The organism is Lysinibacillus sp. GW823-FHT06C08 (assembly GCF_058795135.1).
The window spans coordinates 1-22,715 of record NZ_JBXAHN010000018.1; the positions used below are offsets into that span (position 1 = coordinate 1).

General features: G+C 37.8%; 25 protein-coding genes, 1 tRNA gene, 1 other RNA gene and 1 other annotated feature. Of the genes, 7 read left to right on the forward strand and 20 right to left on the reverse strand.

Annotated elements, in window-relative coordinates:
• Positions 1-280: 280 nt before the first annotated feature.
• From AC1Q6O_RS22465 to ffs, 6 genes are all read right to left on the reverse strand, one after another.
• Positions 281-553 (reverse strand): pro-sigmaK processing inhibitor BofA family protein, encoded by a 273-nt coding sequence (locus AC1Q6O_RS22465; protein WP_008179699.1) that lies wholly within the window; start codon positions 551-553, stop codon positions 281-283.
• A 73-nt stretch (positions 554-626) separates the two neighbouring features.
• Positions 627-842 (reverse strand): YaaL family protein, encoded by a 216-nt coding sequence (locus tag AC1Q6O_RS22470; protein ID WP_008179697.1) that lies wholly within the window; start codon positions 840-842, stop codon positions 627-629.
• A 13-nt stretch (positions 843-855) separates the two neighbouring features.
• Positions 856-1,452, reverse strand: coding sequence for a recombination mediator RecR (gene recR, locus AC1Q6O_RS22475; RefSeq protein WP_008179695.1), 597 nt, complete (start codon positions 1,450-1,452; stop codon positions 856-858).
• 11 nt (positions 1,453-1,463) lie between these two features.
• Complete coding sequence (locus AC1Q6O_RS22480; RefSeq protein WP_004233957.1) at positions 1,464-1,778, reverse strand: YbaB/EbfC family nucleoid-associated protein; 315 nt, start codon at positions 1,776-1,778, stop codon at positions 1,464-1,466.
• A gap of 20 nt (positions 1,779-1,798) precedes the next feature.
• The gene (gene dnaX, locus AC1Q6O_RS22485) at positions 1,799-3,586 is read right to left on the reverse strand and encodes a DNA polymerase III subunit gamma/tau (protein ID WP_171366158.1); all 1,788 of its coding nucleotides are present in this window, start codon (positions 3,584-3,586) and stop codon (positions 1,799-1,801) included.
• Between the two features lie 141 nt (positions 3,587-3,727).
• Positions 3,728-3,995, reverse strand: an RNA gene (gene ffs, locus AC1Q6O_RS22490) — signal recognition particle sRNA large type.
• A gap of 166 nt (positions 3,996-4,161) precedes the next feature.
• On the opposite strand from ffs, the gene AC1Q6O_RS22495 reads away from it, so the two are divergent.
• The 4 genes from AC1Q6O_RS22495 to AC1Q6O_RS22510 all read left to right on the forward strand — a co-directional run bounded on the left by AC1Q6O_RS22495 (position 4,162) and on the right by AC1Q6O_RS22510 (position 7,885).
• Positions 4,162-4,254 (forward strand) — tRNA-Ser (locus AC1Q6O_RS22495).
• Between the two features lie 127 nt (positions 4,255-4,381).
• Entirely contained in the window at positions 4,382-5,641 is a 1,260-nt protein-coding gene (locus AC1Q6O_RS22500; RefSeq protein WP_089987394.1) for a sensor histidine kinase, read from the forward strand.
• Positions 5,642-6,520, forward strand: coding sequence for a response regulator (locus AC1Q6O_RS22505; RefSeq protein ID WP_008179686.1), 879 nt, complete (start codon positions 5,642-5,644; stop codon positions 6,518-6,520).
• A gap of 90 nt (positions 6,521-6,610) precedes the next feature.
• Positions 6,611-7,885, forward strand: a complete 1,275-nt coding sequence (locus AC1Q6O_RS22510) for a cation:dicarboxylate symporter family transporter (RefSeq protein ID WP_008179685.1) — start codon at positions 6,611-6,613, stop codon at positions 7,883-7,885.
• Positions 7,886-7,929: 44 nt separating this feature from the next.
• Here AC1Q6O_RS22510 and AC1Q6O_RS22515 read toward each other — a convergent pair whose 3' ends face one another.
• The 10 genes from AC1Q6O_RS22515 to AC1Q6O_RS22560 all read right to left on the reverse strand — a co-directional run bounded on the left by AC1Q6O_RS22515 (position 7,930) and on the right by AC1Q6O_RS22560 (position 16,204).
• Positions 7,930-8,550, reverse strand: coding sequence for an RraA family protein (locus AC1Q6O_RS22515; RefSeq protein ID WP_107922876.1), 621 nt, complete (start codon positions 8,548-8,550; stop codon positions 7,930-7,932).
• Between the two features lie 136 nt (positions 8,551-8,686).
• Complete coding sequence (locus AC1Q6O_RS22520) at positions 8,687-9,595, reverse strand: methyl-accepting chemotaxis protein (protein ID WP_008179679.1); 909 nt, start codon at positions 9,593-9,595, stop codon at positions 8,687-8,689.
• A gap of 64 nt (positions 9,596-9,659) precedes the next feature.
• A complete protein-coding gene (locus AC1Q6O_RS22525; protein ID WP_043990637.1) occupies positions 9,660-10,187 on the reverse strand; it encodes an LOG family protein in 528 nt (175 codons plus the stop codon).
• Positions 10,188-10,276: 89 nt separating this feature from the next.
• Positions 10,277-10,945, reverse strand: coding sequence for a deoxynucleoside kinase (locus AC1Q6O_RS22530; protein WP_008179676.1), 669 nt, complete (start codon positions 10,943-10,945; stop codon positions 10,277-10,279).
• Positions 10,945-11,580, reverse strand: a complete 636-nt coding sequence (locus AC1Q6O_RS22535) for a deoxynucleoside kinase (RefSeq protein WP_036121980.1) — start codon at positions 11,578-11,580, stop codon at positions 10,945-10,947. Before AC1Q6O_RS22535 ends, AC1Q6O_RS22530 begins: the two co-directional genes overlap by 1 nt.
• A 193-nt stretch (positions 11,581-11,773) precedes the next feature.
• Positions 11,774-14,185, reverse strand: coding sequence for a heavy metal translocating P-type ATPase (locus AC1Q6O_RS22540; protein ID WP_089987396.1), 2,412 nt, complete (start codon positions 14,183-14,185; stop codon positions 11,774-11,776).
• A gap of 81 nt (positions 14,186-14,266) precedes the next feature.
• Positions 14,267-14,473: a copper chaperone CopZ gene (gene copZ / locus AC1Q6O_RS22545; protein WP_342550670.1), complete on the reverse strand. Its 207-nt coding sequence runs from the start codon at positions 14,471-14,473 to the stop codon at positions 14,267-14,269.
• 33 nt (positions 14,474-14,506) lie between these two features.
• Positions 14,507-14,839 (reverse strand): metal-sensitive transcriptional regulator, encoded by a 333-nt coding sequence (locus AC1Q6O_RS22550; RefSeq protein WP_008179668.1) that lies wholly within the window; start codon positions 14,837-14,839, stop codon positions 14,507-14,509.
• A gap of 69 nt (positions 14,840-14,908) precedes the next feature.
• On the reverse strand, positions 14,909-15,856 hold the full coding sequence (locus tag AC1Q6O_RS22555; RefSeq protein ID WP_239355485.1) for a cation diffusion facilitator family transporter: 948 nt from the start codon (positions 15,854-15,856) through the stop codon (positions 14,909-14,911).
• 18 nt (positions 15,857-15,874) lie between these two features.
• On the reverse strand, positions 15,875-16,204 hold the full coding sequence (locus AC1Q6O_RS22560; RefSeq protein WP_008179665.1) for an ArsR/SmtB family transcription factor: 330 nt from the start codon (positions 16,202-16,204) through the stop codon (positions 15,875-15,877).
• A 168-nt stretch (positions 16,205-16,372) separates the two neighbouring features.
• Here AC1Q6O_RS22560 and tadA point away from each other — a divergent pair, with 168 nt between their 5' ends.
• The 3 genes from tadA (at position 16,373) to AC1Q6O_RS22575 (ending at position 18,699) form a co-directional block, all read left to right on the forward strand.
• Positions 16,373-16,897: a tRNA adenosine(34) deaminase TadA gene (tadA, locus tag AC1Q6O_RS22565; protein ID WP_171366143.1), complete on the forward strand. Its 525-nt coding sequence runs from the start codon at positions 16,373-16,375 to the stop codon at positions 16,895-16,897.
• Positions 16,898-17,065: 168 nt separating this feature from the next.
• A complete protein-coding gene (locus AC1Q6O_RS22570; RefSeq protein WP_090003332.1) occupies positions 17,066-18,202 on the forward strand; it encodes an SPFH domain-containing protein in 1,137 nt (378 codons plus the stop codon).
• Positions 18,203-18,456: 254 nt separating this feature from the next.
• Complete coding sequence (locus tag AC1Q6O_RS22575) at positions 18,457-18,699, forward strand: TM2 domain-containing protein (RefSeq protein WP_201798435.1); 243 nt, start codon at positions 18,457-18,459, stop codon at positions 18,697-18,699.
• A 199-nt stretch (positions 18,700-18,898) separates the two neighbouring features.
• Here the strand turns inward: AC1Q6O_RS22575 and AC1Q6O_RS22580 are convergent, their stop codons facing one another.
• The 4 genes from AC1Q6O_RS22580 to pdxS all read right to left on the reverse strand — a co-directional run bounded on the left by AC1Q6O_RS22580 (position 18,899) and on the right by pdxS (position 22,680).
• Positions 18,899-19,387 carry a transcriptional regulator gene (locus tag AC1Q6O_RS22580; RefSeq protein ID WP_239355486.1) on the reverse strand — a complete coding sequence of 163 codons (489 nt, stop codon included), beginning with the start codon at positions 19,385-19,387 and terminating at the stop codon, positions 18,899-18,901.
• Between the two features lie 142 nt (positions 19,388-19,529).
• Positions 19,530-20,810: a serine--tRNA ligase gene (gene serS, locus AC1Q6O_RS22585; RefSeq protein WP_492402253.1), complete on the reverse strand. Its 1,281-nt coding sequence runs from the start codon at positions 20,808-20,810 to the stop codon at positions 19,530-19,532.
• Between the two features lie 154 nt (positions 20,811-20,964).
• Positions 20,965-21,181, reverse strand: a binding site (T-box leader).
• 49 nt (positions 21,182-21,230) lie between these two features.
• Entirely contained in the window at positions 21,231-21,794 is a 564-nt protein-coding gene (gene pdxT / locus AC1Q6O_RS22590) for a pyridoxal 5'-phosphate synthase glutaminase subunit PdxT (protein ID WP_090003334.1), read from the reverse strand.
• Position 21,795: 1 nt separating this feature from the next.
• The gene (pdxS, locus tag AC1Q6O_RS22595) at positions 21,796-22,680 is read right to left on the reverse strand and encodes a pyridoxal 5'-phosphate synthase lyase subunit PdxS (RefSeq protein WP_089987418.1); all 885 of its coding nucleotides are present in this window, start codon (positions 22,678-22,680) and stop codon (positions 21,796-21,798) included.
• Between the last annotated feature and the right edge of the window lie 35 nt (positions 22,681-22,715).

Below are 22,715 nucleotides of genomic sequence, written 5' to 3' on the forward strand. Positions count from 1 at the left end.
AATTTGATTAGCTCAAATTGTTTTGCTGGCATCAATTTTGATGTCCAAAATTTTGTTTCGTTCACTAGCTAGGCTAGTTACTTAAAACTTTATTGATTACGTTTTGCTTGTTCAGTTTTCAAGGTTCATGTTGTTTGTTGTTGTTTTTCAACAGCAACTCTTATATAATATCATGTCTCATACACTGTGTCAACATAAATTTTTCAATTTATTTTCGTTTCAACCAGTTGTATTGGCGACTTCTATAACTATACCATAATATTATTATATTGCAAGCATTTTATAAAATAAATATTAAAGCTGTTATTCCTAGAACCCCTGGAATACCTAAAACGGCAATTGTTAAGACAGAGAAAAGATTAATCGGCACATTATATCCTATATAACCGATACCTAAATGAATCATAAATAATAATAGGAAGGCAAATGCAAATCGAAACCAAAAAACAGATAATCCTTCTAAGATTTTGCCAAGCTTAGCATGTCTTATTATGACATAAAGAAAAAGAAGCCCTACAGGAACACAAATACTCATAATTACTAACCAAGACATATGGTTACCCCCTCAAAAAAATAATTATGAAAGTTTATGTTTCCTGTATTGCTTCTATGAATGGCCAATAGAACTATTTAATTAACACTCTGCGAATTCTAGCTTCTTTAAATAAATAAAAATGAATGCTTTCTGCCGCTTTTCGTTGAGCGATCGCCCCTAGATCATAGTCGTCCATTAATTCTTCTATTATCTTAGCCTGTTGTAAATCCTCTTTTGTTTCTTTTATAAGATTTACAAGCCTATCATCGAACTCTTTTTTTAGCTTTCCTTTACTACGGAAGAACATATTAATCCCTCACTCACAGCTCACGTCGACCTTCCATCGCCTTAGATAACGTTACCTCATCAGCATATTCTAAATCCCCACCTACTGGTAATCCGTGCGCAATGCGGGTCGCACGAATACCTGATGGTTTGACAAGGCGAGATATATACATAGCTGTTGCCTCGCCTTCAATAGTTGAATTCGTAGCTAGAATAAGCTCTTGGACACTTTCATCGTGCAACCGGACCAACAAGGAAGCGACATTAATATCCTCTGGACCAATACCATCCATCGGTGATATCGCACCTTGTAGCACATGGTACATGCCATTATAGTCACGCATTTTTTCCATCGCAATCACATCTTTTGTATCTTGAACAACACAAATAATCGAATGATCTCGTTGTTTGTCTGTACATATGTGACATGGGTCTACATCCGTAATATTGCCACAAACGGAACAGTAGCTTAAATTTCGTTTAGCATCAACTAATGCTTTAGAAAAAGATAAGACATCTTCTTCCTTCATTGATAACACAAAAAACGCCAGACGAGCCGCAGTTTTTGGCCCGATACCTGGCAATTTCATAAAACTATCGATCAATTTTGATATTGGTTCTGGGTAGTACATATGAATACCTCCTAGAATGGAAGGTTTAAGCCTTGAGTAAATTTACCCATCGTTGAGTTCGTTTTTTCTTCTACCTTTTTTAATGCCTCATTAGTAGCAATAACGATTAAGTCTTGTAGCATTTCAATATCCTCTGGATCTACTACAGATTCATCAAGATTTACTGACACAACTTCACGTTGACCAGACACAGTTACTTTTACCATGCCGCCACCTGCAACACCTTCAAATTGCTCTGCATTTAGAGCCTCTTGAGCCTCCATCATTTCCTTTTGCATTTTTTGCATTTTTTTCATCATACCTTGCATATTTCCCATTCCGCGCATACATGTTTTCCTCCTAAAATTTAATCTTCCATAATTTCAACAAAATCTTTACCAAAGAGATTTTCAGCCTCTGTCACAAGTGGGTCCTGTGAAGCAAGTGGCTGAGCATCATCGATAAATGGCTCATCCGACATTTCTGCCGGTGGTGGTTCTAATAATTCCTCACCATTCTCTGATGCAGCTGAAGTTTTTTTGTGCTGCATACTATGATCACGGATAAACTCTTCACGCATTTTTAACCAAGATTCCTCTGGTATACAAAGCATTTCGTACATTGTACCAGTTTGTCCGGCAATTAACTGTGTAAAGTGGCCCTTTAAAGACTGATTATCTGCAACCATCTGACAATGAATATCATACTTGAATTTTAACACAAAAGCACTTGAAGATGCCGCAACTGGTTCAGCTTCAGCTAAAAGCGCAGATTGAGATTTTTGCAATTGATTTAGTGCTTGTGCCCAAACCGATTTTATACGTTGAACATCTTGCTTTGTAGCGTCTTTTAGTACCTCTTGGATACGACCGGTCGGAGCCTTATAGCCGTTTGGATTTTTAGCACGTGGTCTTTGCTCTTTTGGTGTTTGCGATGCTTGCACAGGAGCCCCTGATTGTAATTGTACAGATAATTGTTGAACCATCTGTTCAAGCGCTACAATTTTTTGAGCGAATTCAGGGTTAATAGCCGTATCGCTCGTTGTAGTTACCGCTTGATTAGTGCTCCCTCCCGAAAACTGTACCATTTTAAGTAATGCCGTTTCTAAATAGATTTTCGTATGGTGAGAAAAGCGCATTTCTTGCTGAGTTTTCGCAAGTATATCGATATAGCCATAAAGCATATTCGGTGCAAATTCATGCGCCAAGGATAATACACGTTCTTCAGGAGACACGAGCTCTAATAATTCAGCTAAATCATCACTTGTTTGAAGTAATAATAAATCACGGAAAAATGTAATTAAATCTTCTGAAAGACGCAGTGGATCTTTACCATCAACAATTAGTTGTTCTAATAGCGCAAGCATTTGTGCAACATCTTTCGCTTTGAGTGCCTCGGCTAAATCATAAAAAACATCCTGACTTATTGAACCTGTAACTAGTAATGTATCCTCAAGCTTTAGTTTCTCTCCGCTGAAAGATACTACTTGGTCCAATAAACTTAAAGCATCACGCATTCCCCCAGCAGCAGATTGCGCTATTACCTTTAAGCCTTGCTCCTCATACGGCAGCTCAATATCTTCTAAGACAACTTTCATACGTTCAATAATATCATTGGTAGAAAGTCGTTTGAAATCAAAGCGCTGACAACGAGAAATAATTGTTGCAGGCAATTTATGAGGCTCTGTTGTTGCTAAAATAAATACTGCATGAGGAGGCGGCTCTTCTAAAGTTTTCAAAAGAGCGTTAAAAGCACTTGTAGAGAGCATATGCACTTCATCAATAATGTACACCTTGTATCTGCTGCTTGCAGGAGCAAAACGAACTTTTTCTATAATATCTCTAATCTCTTCAACACGTGAATTTGAAGCTGCGTCAAATTCAATGACATCAGGATGCGAACCGTCCGTAATACTTATACATGTAGCACATTCGTTACAAGGCTCTTTTGCAGGCGCATGTTCACAATTTAAAGCTTTTGCAAAAATTTTAGCTGTACTTGTCTTCCCTGTACCACGTGGCCCAGAAAAAAGGTAAGCATGCGTCGTTTTATTCGCTAGGAGAGCATTTTGTAGCGTTCTTTTGACATGCGCTTGACCGGACATCTCTCGAAAAGATTGCGGACGATACACACGGTAAAATGCTTGATACGTCACTGTTTTTCTCTCTCCTTCTCCATTAAATAGAATAGTCTTATTATAGCATTTGCTGCCTTATATATAAAATGAAGTAACTAATTAAAATAAAAAAAGCATCCGCCTTATAGTAGGCGGATGCTTTGAGTTGGCAATTTAATGCCGTGCACCTTTCCTTGACAGCCGCACATAAGCGTTACTCCTGTCGTTAGCTCAGATTAGGCAACCCCGCGGCACATGGATATGACCACTTAATGCTGCTTCCTTCCGGACCTGACATGGTTCATGGGTATCCATTGCGCAGGACCCAATCGTCAACACTACGTGCAGAAGGCAGACCAAACAATACGGACAGCCTCGAAAAAGGAATTCAGTCTCGCTAGAGCGGATTGCGAGTTACAGGACACCGCTACCTTCCCACCTAGCACGGCAATAACTAGTATACTGATTGTTTGTATAAATTGCAACTTAATGCACAAATTATTTATTACCCATGTATTTTTCCCATCATGATATTTTTTCGAAAAAAATATTGACTTGAGTTTTAAGTTATGATAAATTTATTTTTGTCGAAAGACAGCAAAGTAATATAACATGGAGGTATACCCAAGTCTGGCTGAAGGGATCGGTCTTGAAAACCGACAGGCGGGTAACACCGCGCGGGGGTTCGAATCCCTCTACCTCCTCCAGTTTTTAATTTCCGACTACGAATGTAGCCGTTTTTTTTTGCCAAAATTGTATGTATGACTTGTTAAATACCACTTCCGTCTCGGTTGTGGTATTTTTTTATTATATCGCTTATGGGAGGTTGTCATATTGCCATCGAAAAGAAATATAGCTCGCACTTCCCTCACTTGGGTTATTTTGATTGCTGTTTTGACCGCAATTGGTAGTGAAATTAAAATTATGCCGTTTGCCAATACGACATTTCGCTTTGGTTTAGGCACCATTATCTTTTTCTTATGCACATTAATTAAACCCACTCCCATTATTTTAGCTGGGTTTGCTACAAGTATAGTGACAATCATTTTTCGTGTTTTTAATTCCTATTTACACGATATATCCGTATTAGAGAGCATATTTAACCATTTACCAGCAGGTCTATTTTATGTATTGTTTGCTATATGCCTACAAATTTTAGATGTTCAAACATATAGAGAAAAGCCACTAAAGCTTGGTTTACTCGTCGCTTTTAGTGAGGTCATTAGTAACTTAGCCGAACAGATTTTCCGATTTTTTGTACAAACTTATACATTTTTATTTCTTCACGACCTTTTGATCCTATTAGCAGTGGCCTTATTACGAAGCTTTTTTGTAGTTGGTATTTATAGCTCTATATTGATCGCCGAACAAAAAAAACGTGTACAAGAGATGCTGAATATTGGATCTGACCTCTATGTTGAGACTCTGTATTTAAAAAAATCCATGAACCATATTGAAACCATAACAGCTAGCGGTTTTGAATTATATCGGCAATTAAAAGCTCAAGGATATCGAGCGGAAAGCTTGCAAGCTCTTCATATTGCCCAGGAAATTCATGAAGTGAAAAAGGATTCACAACGCATCTATGCGGGCATTTCAAAGATTGTTGGTGAGAGAAGCTTCGGGCCTTTCATATTATCAGAATTATTACATTATATCGAAGACGGCAATAGTAAGTACGCTGAATTACTTGGGAAGAATATACAGTTTGAAACAAGTATAGACTTCGATTTTCAAACAAAGGAACATATTGCACTGCTTGCGCTTTTAAATAATTTAACTGCCAATGCAGTGGAGGCTATCGAAGAACAAGGTATCATTTCTATTGCTATTCAACGACAAGAGGATAATACTGTAGTAACAATATGTGATAATGGAAAGGGAATTTCACAGAATGATTTTTCTATTATTTTTGAACCTGGATTTACCACAAAATATAATGTAGAAGGTGTCGCAGCTACTGGCATTGGCCTTTCACATGTTGCTGAACTAATAGAAAAATTAAAAGGCTCCATAACCGTTGAATCAAACAATCAATACACAACGTTTAAAATCATAATTCCTACGCAAACTATTCAAACGGGAGAGACTTAAATGAGGTATTTTATTGTAGACGACGATCGCGCAAGTCGTGTCATGTTAAAACAAATTATTGAAGATAGTGGCTTAGGTACAGTGATTGGCGAAGCTCGTAATGGAGAGGATGCCATACCACAAATTTTAATGACCCAGCCAGAGATTGTACTAATCGATTTACTGATGCCAAAGCTTGATGGTATAGCCACAGTCGAACATCTTATTCAAAATCGCTTTGAGGGTCAATTTATAATGATTTCTCAGGTTGTGAATAAAGAAATGGTTGGTGAGGCTTATGAGCAAGGAATAGATTTCTTCATTCATAAACCGATTAACCGCATTGAGGTTGAAAATGTTTTGAAAAAAACTACAGAACAATTTCGGCTAAAAAATTCACTGTTAGTTATTCGTCAATCACTTACAAATATTGAATTAAGTGAGCAAAAGGCAAATAAAGCAACTTCACGAGACCATATTCAGTCTATATTAAATGATATGGGTATTGTCGGTGAGATTGGAAGCGAGGATATTATAGCTATTATCGAAACTTTACTTGCTCATCAGCATAAGATTGCCCCCCTCCCTCCATTAAAGGAGCTTTATGAAGAAATCGCTGCTGTAACAAAGGCTACACCTGATGACATTTTAAAGGAAAGTAAAGCCATAGAACAGCGTGTGCGCAGAACGATATTAGCTGCCATGATTAATCTCGCAAACTTAGGTGTTGTCGATTACACCAACTCTGAGTTTGAATACTATGCCCCTCGCTACTTCGATTTTAAAGAAATTCGTCAACTCATGACTCAGATTGAAGATCATGACAATCGTAAAGCAAAGGTAAATATTAAGAAATTTATACAAGTGCTATATTCAGACATTTTAACAAAATTAAATTAATTTTCTCGGATTTTGTCGGATTCCATAAGTCCTCCGTATTATTAAAGTAAGGCGTGTCCTAAAAATTTAATATCAGGGGGTACAAAGGGTTTGAAGAAGAAATTTAAAATCAGTCTAGCCGCTCAAATTTTAATCGGCTTGATTTTAGGGATCATTGTTGGTGGTATTTTTTATGGAAACCCCAAGATTGAGACATATTTACAACCATTAGGGGATATCTTTTTACATCTTATTAAGATGATTGTTGTACCGATTATTATTTCTACATTAATCGTAGGTGTTGCTGGTACTGGAGACATGAAGCAGCTTGGGCGATTAGGCGGGAAATCTATTATTTACTTTGAAATTATTACGACTGTAGCTATTTTAGTCGGATTACTTTCCGCTAACATTTTCCAACCAGGTGCAGGCATAAACATGAACGAATTATCTCAAGGGGATATTTCGAAGTATGTTACAACGACTGAGGAAGTACAGCATGAGGGGCCCTTCGATATAATTGTAGGTATTGTCCCAACAAATATTATTCAGTCTATGGCTGAGGGTAATATGCTTGCGATTATTTTCTTCTCAGTTATTTTTGGTTTAGGAGTTGCAGCAGTTGGCGATCGAGGAAAGCCAGTCTTAGACTTCTTCCAAGGGGTAGCAGATGCGATGTTCTGGGTAACTAATCTCGTAATGAAGTTTGCTCCAATCGGGGTATTTGGTTTAATTGGTGTAACCGTTTCCAAATATGGGTTTGCTTCACTGGTACCACTTGCCAAATTAGCCATTCTTGTTTATGCAACTATGTTATTCTTTATCTTTGTTGTTCTTGGCCTTGTGGCAAAATTCGCAGGAATCAGCATCTTCTATTTAATTAAAGTGTTGAAAGATGAGCTAATCTTAGCATTCTCAACAGCAAGTTCTGAAGCTGTATTACCGCGTATTATGTTAAAAATGGAGAAATTAGGGGCTCCGAAGGATATTGTATCCTTTGTTATCCCAACCGGTTACTCCTTTAACTTAGACGGATCAACGCTATACCAAGCGATTGCAGCATTATTTATTGCGCAAATGTACGGTATTCACCTAAGCATTGGTGAACAAATTACGTTAATGCTTGTATTGATGGTTACATCAAAAGGGATTGCAGGGGTTCCAGGGGTATCTTTCGTAGTGCTTCTAGCCACTTTAGGTACTGTCGGCATTCCGTTAGAAGGTCTAGCATTTATCGCTGGTATTGACCGTATTCTTGATATGGGACGTACAGTTGTTAACGTAATTGGTAACTCATTAGCGTCATTAGTAATGGCGAAATGGGAAGGCCGTTTCGATCGCGAAAAAATGAAGAATTACTTTAATGAAAATGAGAATTTAGCATAAAATATAAAACGCTCACGATGTTGGATGGCATCGTGAGCGTTTTTTTATTTTCCAAGCACTTTATTTAAATACGCAACAACAGATTCTTTGCCATTTACATGTGCTTCTTGCGCACGCTTTTCATCTTTAAGTATCTTTTCCTCTGCAGCTTCAATCACTTTTTCAGCATCTTGCTGTGGTACAACAATGACACCATCCACATCTCCAATTATATAGTCGCCTGGGTGAACTGTTACTCCTCCAAGGGCAATGGGAACATTTACTTTACCACCACCATTTTTATTACCAGCAGCTACTGTAGTACCTAAAGCGAATACAGGGAAATCTAACTCACGAATAGCGGCAATATCACGAATTACACCGTCAACTACAAAGCCTTGTACACCAATACCTTTTGCTAAGGACACCACAAAATCTCCTGCTACCGCTCGATTGGTGTTTCCTTTTGCATCAATAACCAAAATATCACCTTCATTGGCCGCTCGAATAGCCTCCAACACTGCACCATTTTCACCATCTGGTAATCGTACAGTTACCGCACGCCCAGCAATTTTAAAATGATTGGCTAGCGGTTTAATCGTACTACACAAATTCGTATGTCCACCTGTCGCATCTGAAATAGCTGTTGTTGGTAGATGCTGAAAACTTACTTCCACTTTTGTCATCCATAACACCCCTATTATGATTAATGAACGTCTTACACAAATATTGTAAAGAAAATACTTATACTATTTCAATATATCTACTAAAATATTGTAAATTAGTCCACCACCTAGTCTGTGGATGGGGCAATATGGAACGTTAAATAATTTCAATAAATTGCTTGGACTGCTCGTCTAAAGCTTCAGCCGCAGATGCAATTTCATTAAAATCTTTAGTTGTAATAGTAATTTGTTCATTTGTTTTTTCTACTTTTTCAGCTATCTTTGTAATACTGTCTGTCACTTGACTAATTTCCCGCTCTATCCCTTCTATATGATCCTTCACCTCTGAAATGGATTGCTCTACCCTGACAGAAAGCTTCCGCACCTCTTTTGCCACTACATCAAAGCCTCGGCCATACTCCCCAGCTCGCGCAGCTTCAATAGCTGCATTTAAAGCTAATAAATTTGTTTGGGAAGCAATCTCTTGAATGGTTTTCACAATCCCTTTAATGGAATCAGCTTGATTTTTTAGCTGTGCCAGATTGCTAACATTTTCTTTTGACTCCTGAGAAACCACTTGAATGGTGCTCAGTAATTCTTGACTATTTTGAATACCAGCCTCTGAACGTTGATGAAGCTCATTAGACATTTCCTTCAATTGATCGGCTACATTTGTTATTTCATTTTGGCGTTCAGTAATATTTGTAGCAATTTTTGAAACACCGATTACTTTATTTGTATGGTTGGCGAAAACAGGCATATACGTAGCCTCAAGCCAAATCCTTTGGCCATTTCCATCAATTCTCTCAATTTTGCCCTGATAACTATTTCCTGCTACTAAATTGCGCCAAAATTGTTCATATGCTGGACTGTGAACGAAATGTGGTAAACAAAAATCTTTATGATTCTTTCCTAACATTTCTTGTACTGTATAGCCTAATGTTCTAGCAAACGGTTCATTCACATAGGCTACCCTTCGATTCATATCAAAACGTATAATTGCTATATTGCGTTCAATGGCTTGTACTACTAAATCATCGGTTACTTGAGTATCTGCACCTTGCATAATCCACCTCATCTATTTCTATTTTTTACCGTTTATTTTATATTATAAAAAACATGGGCAATGTTCACCCATGTTTTTTTAGTAAACGTACTATTTCCTCTGGAGTAGTTGCTATACGGAAAAAGGACTTTTGTTCAGGTCGTATAAATCCTTCCTCTAGCATTATTTTAAAATGCTGTAAGAGTGCATCATAAAAACCATTCACATTATATAAAATGACAGGTTTTTCATGAAGGCCAATTTGTGCCCAAGTAAAAACTTCGAAATATTCATCTAACGTTCCTGCACCTCCTGGAAGAGCAATAAATGCATCAGCCAGCTCCGCCATTTTAGCTTTCCGAATATGCATAGACTCAACAAAATGAATTTCTGTTAATGAAGAATGAGCCAGTTCCCGCTTTTGTAAATGGGTTGGCATAACACCAATAACCTCTCCACCTGCGGCTAAAACAGCATCTGCTACCTTTCCCATTAACCCCATTTTGGAACCGCCGTAAACAACACTATGTCCGTGCTTAGCTAATACTGTACCTAGCTCTGTAGCTTTCTCCCCATACACTGGACTTTTACCTATACCAGATCCGCAATACACTGCAATTCTTATAGTAATCCCTCCTATTCAAAAAACGTGAAACAATCGGCTATGTATTGTTTCACGTTCTTTGGTAGTTTGTTGCTCTTCTATTTTCTTAAATGGCTTGTTTGTTTTAGCATATGACTGATACGGCTCACAATTGATTCAATTGCATCCGGATTTTTTAATAAATCATAATCATTAATATCTAAACGTAGAACTGGACAGGAATTAAAATTATTAACCCAGTTTTCATAACGTTCATGCATTTCTATCCAATAATCATTTGGCGTTTGTTGCTCCATTGCGCGCCCTCGTTCTTGTATACGCCCAATAACAGCATCAATCGGTCCCTCTAGATAAACAAGTAAATCTGGATGTGGGAAATACGGTGTCATGACCATAGCATCAAATAAATTTGTGTATGTTTCATAATCTGTTGGGCTCATTGTTCCCTTATCGTAATGCATTTTAGCGAATATCCCAGTATCTTCATAAATAGAACGGTCTTGTATAAATCCTCCACCATACTCAAAAATACGTTTCTGTTCCTTAAAACGCTCTGCCAAAAAGTAGACTTGTAAATGGAAGCTCCATTTTTCAAAGTCCTCATAAAATTTATCAAGATACGGATTTGTATCTACTTTTTCGAATGATGTACGGAAATTTAATGCTTCTGCTAACGCTTTTGTCATCGTAGACTTTCCTACGCCTACAGTACCGGCAATCGTGATGACCGTTTGTGGAGGAATATCGTATTTCTCTCTTAAATTCATTATTGCAAACTCCTTTTTTGTAACGTATCCTTAATAATTTTTAAAACATAATTTAAATCGTCTGGATTTTTAACAAAATCGAGCTGATCTCCATTAAATCTAATAACTGGTATTTCAGGATGCATTTTCTCAAAATGTTCGATAAAAGAATGATAATCGGTTACGAGCTGCTCCATATAATCGCGTGATATCATTTTTTCAAAATCTCGTCCACGCATGGCAATGCGTTTCATCAATGTTTCAACGCTTGCATGTAAATAAACAACTACATTAGGAACAGGCATGTCTTTTGTTAATATTTGATATATTTCCTCATACTTTTCGTATTCGGTAGATGCCAGTGTACGCTTCGCAAATATTAAATTTTTAAAAATATGATAATCTGCTACAACTGGCTTGGCATGAGCAAATCGGAATTTTTTAATGTCCGTTAATTGCTTATAGCGATTACAAAGGAAGAACATTTCCGTTTGGAAACTCCACTCCTCAATGTTTTCATAAAACTTATTTAAAAAAGGGTTTTCGTCTACAATTTCTTTTAATAGATGGTAATTAAATGTCGCCGCTATCTCTTTCGATAAAGAGGTTTTACCAACACCAATCGGACCTTCTACCGTAACAAATGGAACCGTCACCAGAAGCTCCTCCTTTTGTTCTATGGATTCGATCATTGTGTTCTACATAAATGAGTCAGTACCTTTCATTTTATCATAGTGAGAAAATGAAAAACAGAATCAACCTATTATTCTAGAAAATTAAGCAGGAAATTTCCCTCCGTATAAATAGAAAAAAGACATTGAGAATATGCATCCCAATGCCTTTTCATCTTTACAATTTCACTCGCTGTAAACGTAGAGCATTTAATACAACCGATACAGAACTAAAAGCCATTGCCGCACCTGCCACCCACGGAGCAAGCAGACCAATTGCAGCAATCGGAATACCTAATGTATTGTAAGCAAATGCCCAAAACAGATTTTGTTTAATATTACGCATTGTTTTTCTACTCATAAGAATGGCATCCGCAATACTATTTAAATCACCACGGATTAACGTAATATCTGCCGCTTCCATCGCCACATCTGTCCCTGTACCAATGGCCATACCAATATTGGCCGTTGCCAGCGCAGGTGCATCATTAATACCGTCGCCAACCATTGCTACATTTTTACCCTGAGCTTGAAGTTTTTTCACCTCATCTGCTTTTCCTTCAGGTAAAACTTCCGCAATAACTTGGTTCACGCCTACCTCTGTGCCTATTGCCTGGGCTGTACGTTCATTATCTCCCGTCATCATGATGACTGTAATGCCCATATTCTGTAAACGATGAATGGCCTCCTTAGACGTATCTTTTACAGTATCAGCAACAGCTACTACCCCCGCATATTGGCCATTTATTGCGGCCAACATCGCTGTTTTGCCGTTTCGCTCTAATTGCTCCATTGTTGGTAAAATATCATCTAGCTGAATGCCGTACTGTTGCATTAATTTTCGTGTACCAATGACAACACCTTGACCTGAGACTGTTGCCTGCACACCGTAACCTGGAATAGCCTCAAAAAATTGAACTTCCCCTAAAGCAATCCCACGTTCTTCTATACCATGAACAATCGCCTCAGCAAGTGGATGCTCCGACTGTTTCTCAGCCGCACCAATTAATGATAAAAAGTGTGTTTCCTCTTGGTCTGGCGCTAAAAGAACATCCGTTAGCACTGGCTTACCATGTGTCACTGTCCCTGTTTTATCTACAACGACCGTATCAATACTTTGTGTTTGTTCTAAGTGTTCGCCACCTTTGAATAAAATGCCAAATTCAGCGGCGCGACCAGAACCGGCCATTATAGAGGTCGGTGTGGCTAAACCAAGTGCACATGGACAAGCAATCACCAGTACTGCAATTAAGACCTCTAAAGCAGGCGTAAATTCTCCTGGACGTACCCAAATAATCCACACGATAAATGTCACAATCGCAATGCCCACAACAATTGGTACAAAAACCCCTGAGATCTGATCTGCTAAACGTTGAATCGGTGCTTTTGATCCTTGAGCATCTTCTACCACCTTAATAATTTGTGCTAGTGCCGTATCACGGCCAACCTTTGTCGCTGTCATTTTTATAAAACCATTTTTATTAATAGTCGATCCAAATAATGAATCGCCCTGCTTTTTATCGACTGGTAAACTTTCTCCTGTCAACATGGATTCATCAACAGCCGTTGTTCCCTCTAAAACTTCTCCGTCAACGGGGATCTTTTCACCTGGTTTAACTAGAATGATATCACCAATCATCACTTCTTCTAAAGGCACTTCCATCTCTAGACCGTCACGTACAACAATGGCTGTTTTGGCTTGAAGGCCCATCAGTTTTTTTATCGCCTCAGATGAACGCCCTTTTGCTTTTGCCTCAAATAATTTACCTAACAAAATTAATGTAATTAATACAGCGCTTGTTTCAAAATAGAGATGCGGGCCATGATGTGATCCTATCGTCACGATTGCTTGATAAACACTATAGAAATAAGCCGCTGATGTCCCCATCACAACAAGTACATCCATATTTGCACTGCCATTTCGTAATGCTTTATATGCCCCTACATAAAACTGCTTACCAATCATAAATTGTACAGGTGTAGCCAACACCATTTGAACCCAAGGATTCATAAGGAATTCTGGCACATATAAAAACGATGTAAATGAAAAATGTCCAACCATCGTCCAGAGCAGTGGTAGGGATAAAATAGCTGATAAAATAAATTTTTGTTGTTGCTGCTTAATAGCCTTTTCTCGATGATCCTCTGTTTCCTGCTCATCTGCTTTTTGATGGGCGCCATATCCTAACTTCTCAACCTTAGCAATAATATCTGCAATGTTCACCTCTGATGGGTTAAACTCAATCATTGCTTTTTCAAGAGCTAAGTTGACATTGGCAGATGATACGCCGCTCATTTTATTTAATCCTTTTTCTATTCGAGTAGCACAGGCCGCACATGTCATTCCTGTAATATCAAGTTCAGTTTTTTGTTTAACTATTCCATAGCCAAGCGCTTCTATCTTTTTTTCAAAATCTGCTTCACTTAGCTTTTCTGGATCGTACTTAATAGATGATTTTTCAAGCGCTAAATTAACGGTTGCTTGTTCTACTCCATCCATTTTATTTAACCCTTTTTCTATTCGAGTGGCACAGGCCGCACATGTCATCCCTGTAATTTGCAAATTAGCTTCCTTATGATCAGAACTCATTTACCTTTCACCTCTCCTTATACCGACAGGGGGTATATATTTTCGAAAATAAGAGAGTGCCACAGAAGCACTCTAAAAATTTTATTTTACTTCATAGCCTTGATCATCAATTGTCTCTTTAATTTGATTAAGTGATACTTGTGCATCGTCAAATACAACAACAACTAAACCTTCTGCTAAATTTACTTTTACTTGTTCAACACCAGCTAAAGCACCAACGTTTTTTTCAACCGCGTTTACACAATGACCACATGACATTCCTTGTACATTTAATGTTACATTTTGCATAATAAATCTCTCCTTTTATTTTTTTATAAACATCTATTTTTTCATTAACTTTTGAATCGTTACTACTAATTCATCTAAAACTGCATCATCGCCCTCCGATAGACGATCCACAACACAACCCTTTAAATGACCTTCTAATAAAATTTTCGCTACACTATTCAAAGCTGACTGTGTCGCAGACAGTTGCGTAATAACATCATCACAATAAACGTCTTTTTCGATCATTCCCTTAATGCCTCGGATTTGACCTTCTATACGGTTTAAACGAGTTGTTAAATCCTTTTTTACACGCTCAGGGTGATGGCTTTTTCGACAAGACGTAGCTCCCTCTGTATGACAAGCATCCTCTTTTACTATGTCCTCCATTCACTACACCTCCTATTTCAGTTTTATCATACTATACCCACGAAGGGTATGCAAGTCGTAAAATTTTTTTTATTCATGGTGATGTTCATGAACATTTTTCAATTGACATAAAATCGAGCTTTCATGTGGATGGGAAGCCGTTTCTAATTGAATGGTTACATGTTTAATACCCTTATGCTCAAGATTATGTTCAATTTTTCGTAGAATATGCTCACCATCTGCAATTTTTAAGTGCTCATTTACAACTGCATGACAAGACAAAGCATTGGTTCCACTAGTAATTGTCCAGATGTGTAAATCATGGATGCTTTCTATCCCATCGGTTTGTTCAATTAATCCAATTATCTCCTGAACATCGACATTTGAAGGTGTTCCTTCCATTAAGACATGAATAGCGGATTTTGTAACATAGTAGCCACTTCTTACTACTAATAAGGCAACAATAACACTCGCTAGAGGATCAGCCCATCCCCAACCAAAAAACATAATTAGTAAGGCAGCCACAATAGCCCCTACGGAACCTAGCATATCACTCAGAACATGTAAAAAAGCCCCACGCATATTTAAATTGTCCTTTGTATCACTACCACGCATCATAATCCATGCAACTAAGATGTTAACCAAAAGACCAATTGTACTAATAATAAGCATACCTGTAGTAGCCACTTCAGGAGGATTTGCAAAACGTTCGATCGCTTCATAGAAAATAAATAATGCAATCCCAATTAATGTAACGCCATTTAATACTGCCGCTAATATTTCAAATCGTTTATATCCATATGTTTTACTATAGCTTGCTGCTTTTTCTCCAAAAACAAACGCAAGTAAGGCGATAGCTAATGAGATGGAATCACTTAACATATGACCGGCATCCGATAAAAGAGCCAAACTATTCGTTAAAAAACCACCAATTGCTTCAACAACCATATAACTAGTAATAATAATAAATGATACGATTAACACCTTTTTATTAGCGCCATGTGTATGATCATGGCCATGATCATGATTATGTCCCATCACTAATCCCTCCGTTCTTTAGTTATGTGCAGCATGCTCAATTGCCTGCTTCAATAAATTCATAATGTGATCGTCATCTTTGGAGTAATATAAAGTGGTACCTTCTCGTCTAAATTTTACTAATCGCAAATTTTTTAGAAACCGTAATTGATGAGAAACAGTCGATTGTCCTAAATCTAAAATTTCAGCAATGTCGTTGACGGAATGCTCATCTGCGCATAGTAAATTTAAAATTCGAATTCGTGTCGGGTCACTTAATGCCTTAAAAGTTTGTGACACAACAAATAATGTCTCATCGTCTAAATGCTGACTATTTTCCACAGACGTTATTTTTATTTGTTCATCCATATTAGTTTACCCCCAATAATTTATATTTATATATGAGCATGTGTTCATATATAAATATAAATGGTTATTTTAGGAATGTCAATACATCATACTTTAGAATTCTGCATGAAGTTAAAAGTAGCAATTACCAATTAAGCAGGATAAACTACTTTTAAGGAGAGATATTTAGTGGATATTTTTGAAACAGATCGTCTATTTATGAAACAAGCATTAGAGGAAGCAAAAAAAGCAGCTATACTTGGGGAAGTACCTATAGGGGCTGTCCTTGTTTATGATGGGGAAATTATTGCAAGAGCTCATAACCTACGAGAAACAACACAAAATGCAACAACACATGCTGAATTAATGGTTATTCAAGAGGCTTGTCAAAAAATCGGCAGTTGGCGTCTCGAAAAAACAACACTTTACGTTACGCTTGAGCCTTGCCCCATGTGCGCAGGTGCAATCCTACAATCCCGTGTACCACGTGTCGTTTACGGTGCAAGGGATATGAAAGCAGGCTGTGTAGATTCACTCTATTGTTTATTAAATGATGCTCGCTTTAACCATGAATGCGAAGTATCTGAAGGAATTTTAGCTGCTGAATGTGGACAAATCCTAACCGATTTTTTCCGAGCTTTACGTGAACGAAAGAAGGCAGAGAAAAAGGCAAGACAAGCAGCAATCGCTGAAAAGGAATTGCCGAATGAATAAAAAATGTGATTATAAAAAGTAGGTGTCTTTCATTATGAAGACACCTTTTTTTATATGGCAGCACCAAATTTCTGCACGATAAAACATTGACATACATAAACTCAAAAGGGAGAATATAACTAGTTATAATTTTGATTTATTAGTAAATAAATAGGGGGTTTAATGTTAATGCCTATTTTTGATAGAGTGAAATTTGACGGATTACGCTCACGTGATTGGTTAATTTACAAGCATCCAACTGACAAGCTAGTACTTGGTACCACACTTATCGTCCATGAAGGACAAGTAGCCATTTTTGTAAAAGGTGGTCAAATGTGTGATGTTTTTAATGCAGGAACGCACGTTTTATCTACGAATAACCTACCCATACTTCATAACATTGTAAATTTAGCATATGGAGGGGAAACTCCCTTCTCAGCAGAGATTTACTTTATAAATCTAACTGTGAAAATGGATTTATATTGGGGAACCACTGATCCTATTCAGTTAATTGATCCAAAATACTTTGTAAAATTGCGTATAAGAGCATTTGGGCAATTAGCTCTACGACTTGATGATTACTTAGTATTCTTTTCAGAAGTGATAGGCTCTATGAATAAAGATGATATTGTTAGCTTCGAAAAAGTACAGGATTATTTTAAAGGTTCTCTTATTACATCTGTAAAAACCGAACTTGCAAATAAGATTATTAATGAGAAAATTTCTGCATTGGAGATAACTCCAGAGCTTCAAAACATTTCAAATAGCTTAAAAGAAAAAGTATCAGAAGAATTTATTAAGTATGGCTTTATAACAGCGCATTTCCATATTCAATCTATTAATTTCCCTGAAGAAGATTTTGAAGAAATTAATGAAATTTTACAGGATAAAGCTAAGTTTGAAATTATGGGGGACAATCGTTATATTACCCAACGTAGCTTTGATGTTTATGAGTCAGCCGCATCAAATGAAAATGGAGTAGCTGGTATATTTGCAACTGGTGGAGTTGGCTTGAGTGTAGGACAAGGCATGGCATCCATGATGAACCAACAAGTACAGCAACCTGGTCATCAGCCTACGCATAAGATTTGTCCTTCTTGTCATGGCAGTATTTCTTCTAGCAGTAAGTTTTGCAATTTATGTGGGGAAAATTTAGTGCGAAAAGTTATTACTTGTCATTCCTGTCACAATGAAAACGAAGAATCTTCAAAATTCTGCAGTACTTGTGGAACTAGTTTACTGAAACCTGTTTGTTCATGTGGACAAGAAATAGATGTTAATTCTAAGTTTTGTAATAACTGTGGTGCTCGGGTTCATCCCGTTTAACAGTTTTAATCACACTAATTTTTCGACTCTGTACTTAGAAAATAATTGGAGGTATTAACATGAGCAATATCGAATGTCCACAATGTGGTGCACCTGCTGATATCACATTATCTCAATGTAAATATTGCGGGGAAAAATTCAGTTTCCAAAACGAACAACCAAGAGTGCAACAACCTGCTTTTCAACAACCAGTACAGCCTGTTTTTCAACAAGCGGTACAGCCTGCCTATCAAGCGCAGCCACAACAAGCTCCTATGTATGATGGTATTGATCCTTCATGGCCTATAAAAAGTAAAGGTTTAGCTGGTTTCCTCGCTATATTTTTTGGCGGTATCGGTATTCATAAATTTTATTTAGGGAAGGTTTTCCAAGGGATTCTTTATTTAGTTTTCTGCTGGACTTATATACCTGTCATTATATCTTTTATTGAAGGTATTATTTACTTACTCTCTAGTGAACATAATTTCTCTGTGAAACATAAAGTTCGCACTCGCTAACATTTTATAACAGTAGTTTCTAACTAAAAGAAAAGAAGGTACCTCCTAGTGAGACACCTTCTTTATTATATTTAAGGGAATGGCGATATATATAAAATGTGTCATAGCAGCGACAGCATCTATATAGATACTTAATGTGTAGCTTGAATCGTTGATTGTCCAAAAACGCATTCGCCCTCGATATATGTAGCGAATGGCTTTACATGCGGCGTGCCTTATCGAGCTGCTCCTTCATGTCCGCGTTTGTCGTAATAAAATCCTCTAGGCGATACGCCGTGTAATTATCTCGATATAGTTTATGTCCCAGGAAATTATCTAAGTATTTTATTTGCTTACTTTCATAAAAATGCTTTAAAAATTCAATCGCACCAACGGATTTGCCCTGTTCCATTATTGGATAGGTTGAACTTAATGATAAGTAACTAAAACCATTCAAGGTTGTTAATTGTTGTTCGTAATATAAAATTGGTTGTCCCGTTTGCAATACTTTAAAAACGGAGCTTGTTTCAGGTGATAAATTTTGATAATTATCAGTTACAGTACTGTGAAAAAATTCATCTGGTGTTAAGCCGATTTCCATTAATATATTTAAATCTGGTAAATCATAAAATATTGCACAGCCTTTATCGTCAGTAATTAAGACATTGTCAAATTCATTTAAAGCCTGAGCAAATTGCTGTAAATCCATGAATTTCTCCCCCTTGTCCCCATGAATATTACCCATTATAACGAATCTTCAAAAATTATGAGAGCTATCAATTTTGGAATTGAAAAAAGGCTATTTTAGATTCCCGTGTAAAGGTTCGTCTAAAATAGCCTGGATCAGTTGTTTATTTTGGGGCAATTACTTCTTTGCCACCCATATATGGTCTTAAAACCTCAGGAATTACTACGCTTCCATCAGCTTGTTGATAGTTTTCTAATAGAGCGGCAACTGTACGACCAATCGCAAGTCCTGAACCGTTTAATGTGTGGACATATTCTGGTTTTGCATTTGGGTCACGACGGAAGCGAATGTTTGCGCGTCGTGCTTGGAAGTCCTCAAAGTTCGAACAAGAAGAAATTTCACGGTACATATTTTGTGCTGGAATCCAAACTTCTAAATCATATTTTTTCGCAGCAGTAAAGCCTAAATCGGCTGTACACATTTTTAATTTACGATATGGTAAGCCTAGTAATTGTAGTACCTTTTCAGCATGACCCGTTAATAGCTCTAACTGCTCATATGACTCCTCAGGTTTTACAAAACGAACTAATTCCACTTTGTTAAATTGGTGCTGACGGATTAAACCACGTGTATCACGACCTGCAGAGCCCGCTTCTGAACGGAAACATGCACTGTATGCAGCAAAACCTTGTGGTAAATCTTCAGCAGTTAAAATTTCATCACGGTAGAAGTTTGTTACTGGTACTTCCGCTGTTGGAATCATGAAATAATCTGTTTCCTCTAATTTAAATACATCTTCCTCAAACTTAGGTAACTGTCCAGTACCTGTTAAGCTATCGCGATTTACAATCACAGGTGGCAGCATTTCCTCATAGCCATGCTCTTCTGCATGTAAATCCATCATAAATGTCATCAACGCACGTTCTAAGCGGGCCCCAAGACCACGGTAGAATAAGAATCGGCTACCAGTTACTTTGGCACCACGTTCGAAGTCCACAATTTTTAGATCTGTAGCTAAATCCCAGTGTGCTTTAATATCAAAATCAAATGCCGGAATGTCACCCCATGTATATTCCTCAACATTGTCATCTTCTGTCGTACCCACTGGTACAGATTCATGAGGAACGTTCGGCAGGCGCATCATCATATCTTTAAAGCGATCTTCCACATCATTTAATTGAATATCAAGTTCTTTAATTTCATCGCCCACTTGACGCATACGAGCAATCACTTCATCTGCGTTTTCTTTGTTGCGCTTCATAACAGAAATTTGCTCAGATACTTTATTTCGTTCTGCCTTCAGTTCTTCCGTTTTAGCAATTAGCTCACGACGCTTTGCATCTAAATTTTCAAAGTCATCTAAATTCCCTAAATCTTCATTACGTGTTAATAGCATCTCTTTAATTTCGGCGAAATTATCGCGCACGCGTTTAATATCTAACATCGATCATACCTCCAGTAGTTTCTTAATGATGGGGAATTGTTGCATCTTGTTTCTTTAGCTTGATTCAGTGGTCAATTGAACATCAAAATAGATAGCCCTGTAGAGGGGCTGCATTTGGCTGAATCAAGATAAACACAAAAAAGCCCCCATCCCATAAAGGGACGAGAGCTACCCGCGTTGCCACCCTAATTGACTAGACACAATGTCTAATCCACTTATTTTATAACGGCATTCCAGCCGGCAGCAGCCTACTTCATTGACTTCGACTGTGCAACTCCAGGACGGATTCACAAGTGCCTTTATCAGCTTCCACCAACCGCTGACTCTCTAAAAAAAACGTGCTTGCTACTACTTCCCATCATCGTGTTCAGTTAATTAAATTTTAACCATACTGTACTATATGAAAACAAATTTTGCAAGTCATACCATAGATGCTACAAAATATTCAAGAATACGTGTGTCTGATGTTAATTCGGGATGAAATGAACAACCTAGTAAATGTCCATCCCGTGCTAAAATAATTTTACCTTCATGCTCTGCGAGAACTTCAACATCTTTTCCGACTGTCTCCATATGAGGTGCCCGAATAAAAACTGCTGGAATTGCCTTACCTATTTTAGGGATATCGAGCTTTACTTCAAAGCTGTCAACCTGGCGTCCATATGAATTTCTCGCAACTGTCACATCCATAACTGCTAAATGCGGTTCATCATTAACTAAAGTATTGGCCATTAATATTAATCCTGCACATGTCCCAAACATGGGCAAGCCTCGTTGCGCTAGTTCTCGTATAGGCTCTAGTAGTTCAAAACGATCCAACAGCTTTCTCATAGTCGTGCTTTCACCACCAGGTAATACAAGCCCATCTAGTTTTATTAAGTCCGGCTTCTGTTTTACTTCAACAGCTTCACAGCCAAGGTTTTCTAGCATGTGAATATGCTCTCGTACCGCCCCTTGTAAGGCTAAAACGCCAATTCGTTTCATCCTACCAGCCTCGCTCTTGCATGCGCTCATGTTGCCCAAGCTGTGCAATATCAATACCCTTCATCGGTACGCCTAGTTCCTTTGATATTTCAGCAATAAGCTTATAATCCTTGTAATGCGTCGTTGCTTCCACAATCGCATGTGCAAATTTTTCAGGATTATCAGATTTGAAGATACCTGAACCGACAAAAACACCATCAGCCCCAAGTTCCATCATTAATGCCGCATCAGCGGGTGTAGCTACACCACCTGCAGCAAAGTTAACAACTGGTAAACGACCAAGACGTTTGATCTCTCTTAATAATTCAAAAGGTGCTCCTAGTAATTTTGCCTCTGTCATTAATTCATCTTCTGTCATGCCTACTACTTTACGAACTTGGGCATTTACTTTACGAATATGTCGAACTGCCTCCACAATATTCCCTGTTCCTGGTTCACCTTTTGTTCGTAGCATTGCTGCTCCTTCACCAATACGACGGGCTGCTTCACCTAGATCACGACAGCCACACACAAATGGTACGGTATAATCACTTTTTAATAAGTGATACTCTTCATCTGCTGGTGTGAGCACTTCACTTTCATCAATATAATCAACGCCCATTGCTTCTAAAACACGAGCTTCTACAATATGACCAATACGAGCTTTTGCCATCACAGGGATGGAAACTGCTCCCAGTACTTCCTCTACAATACGAGGATCTGCCATACGAGCAACACCTCCTGCTTTGCGGATATCTGAAGGTACTCTTTCTAATGCCATTACTGCTACTGCTCCTGCCGCCTCTGCAATTTTTGCTTGCTCAGCATTAATCACGTCCATAATGACGCCGCCCTTTTGCATCTCAGCCATACCGCGCTTCACCAAATCTGTACCTGTCTGTTTCATTGTCTAACCTCCACCTTTATGATGAAATTTAGTAT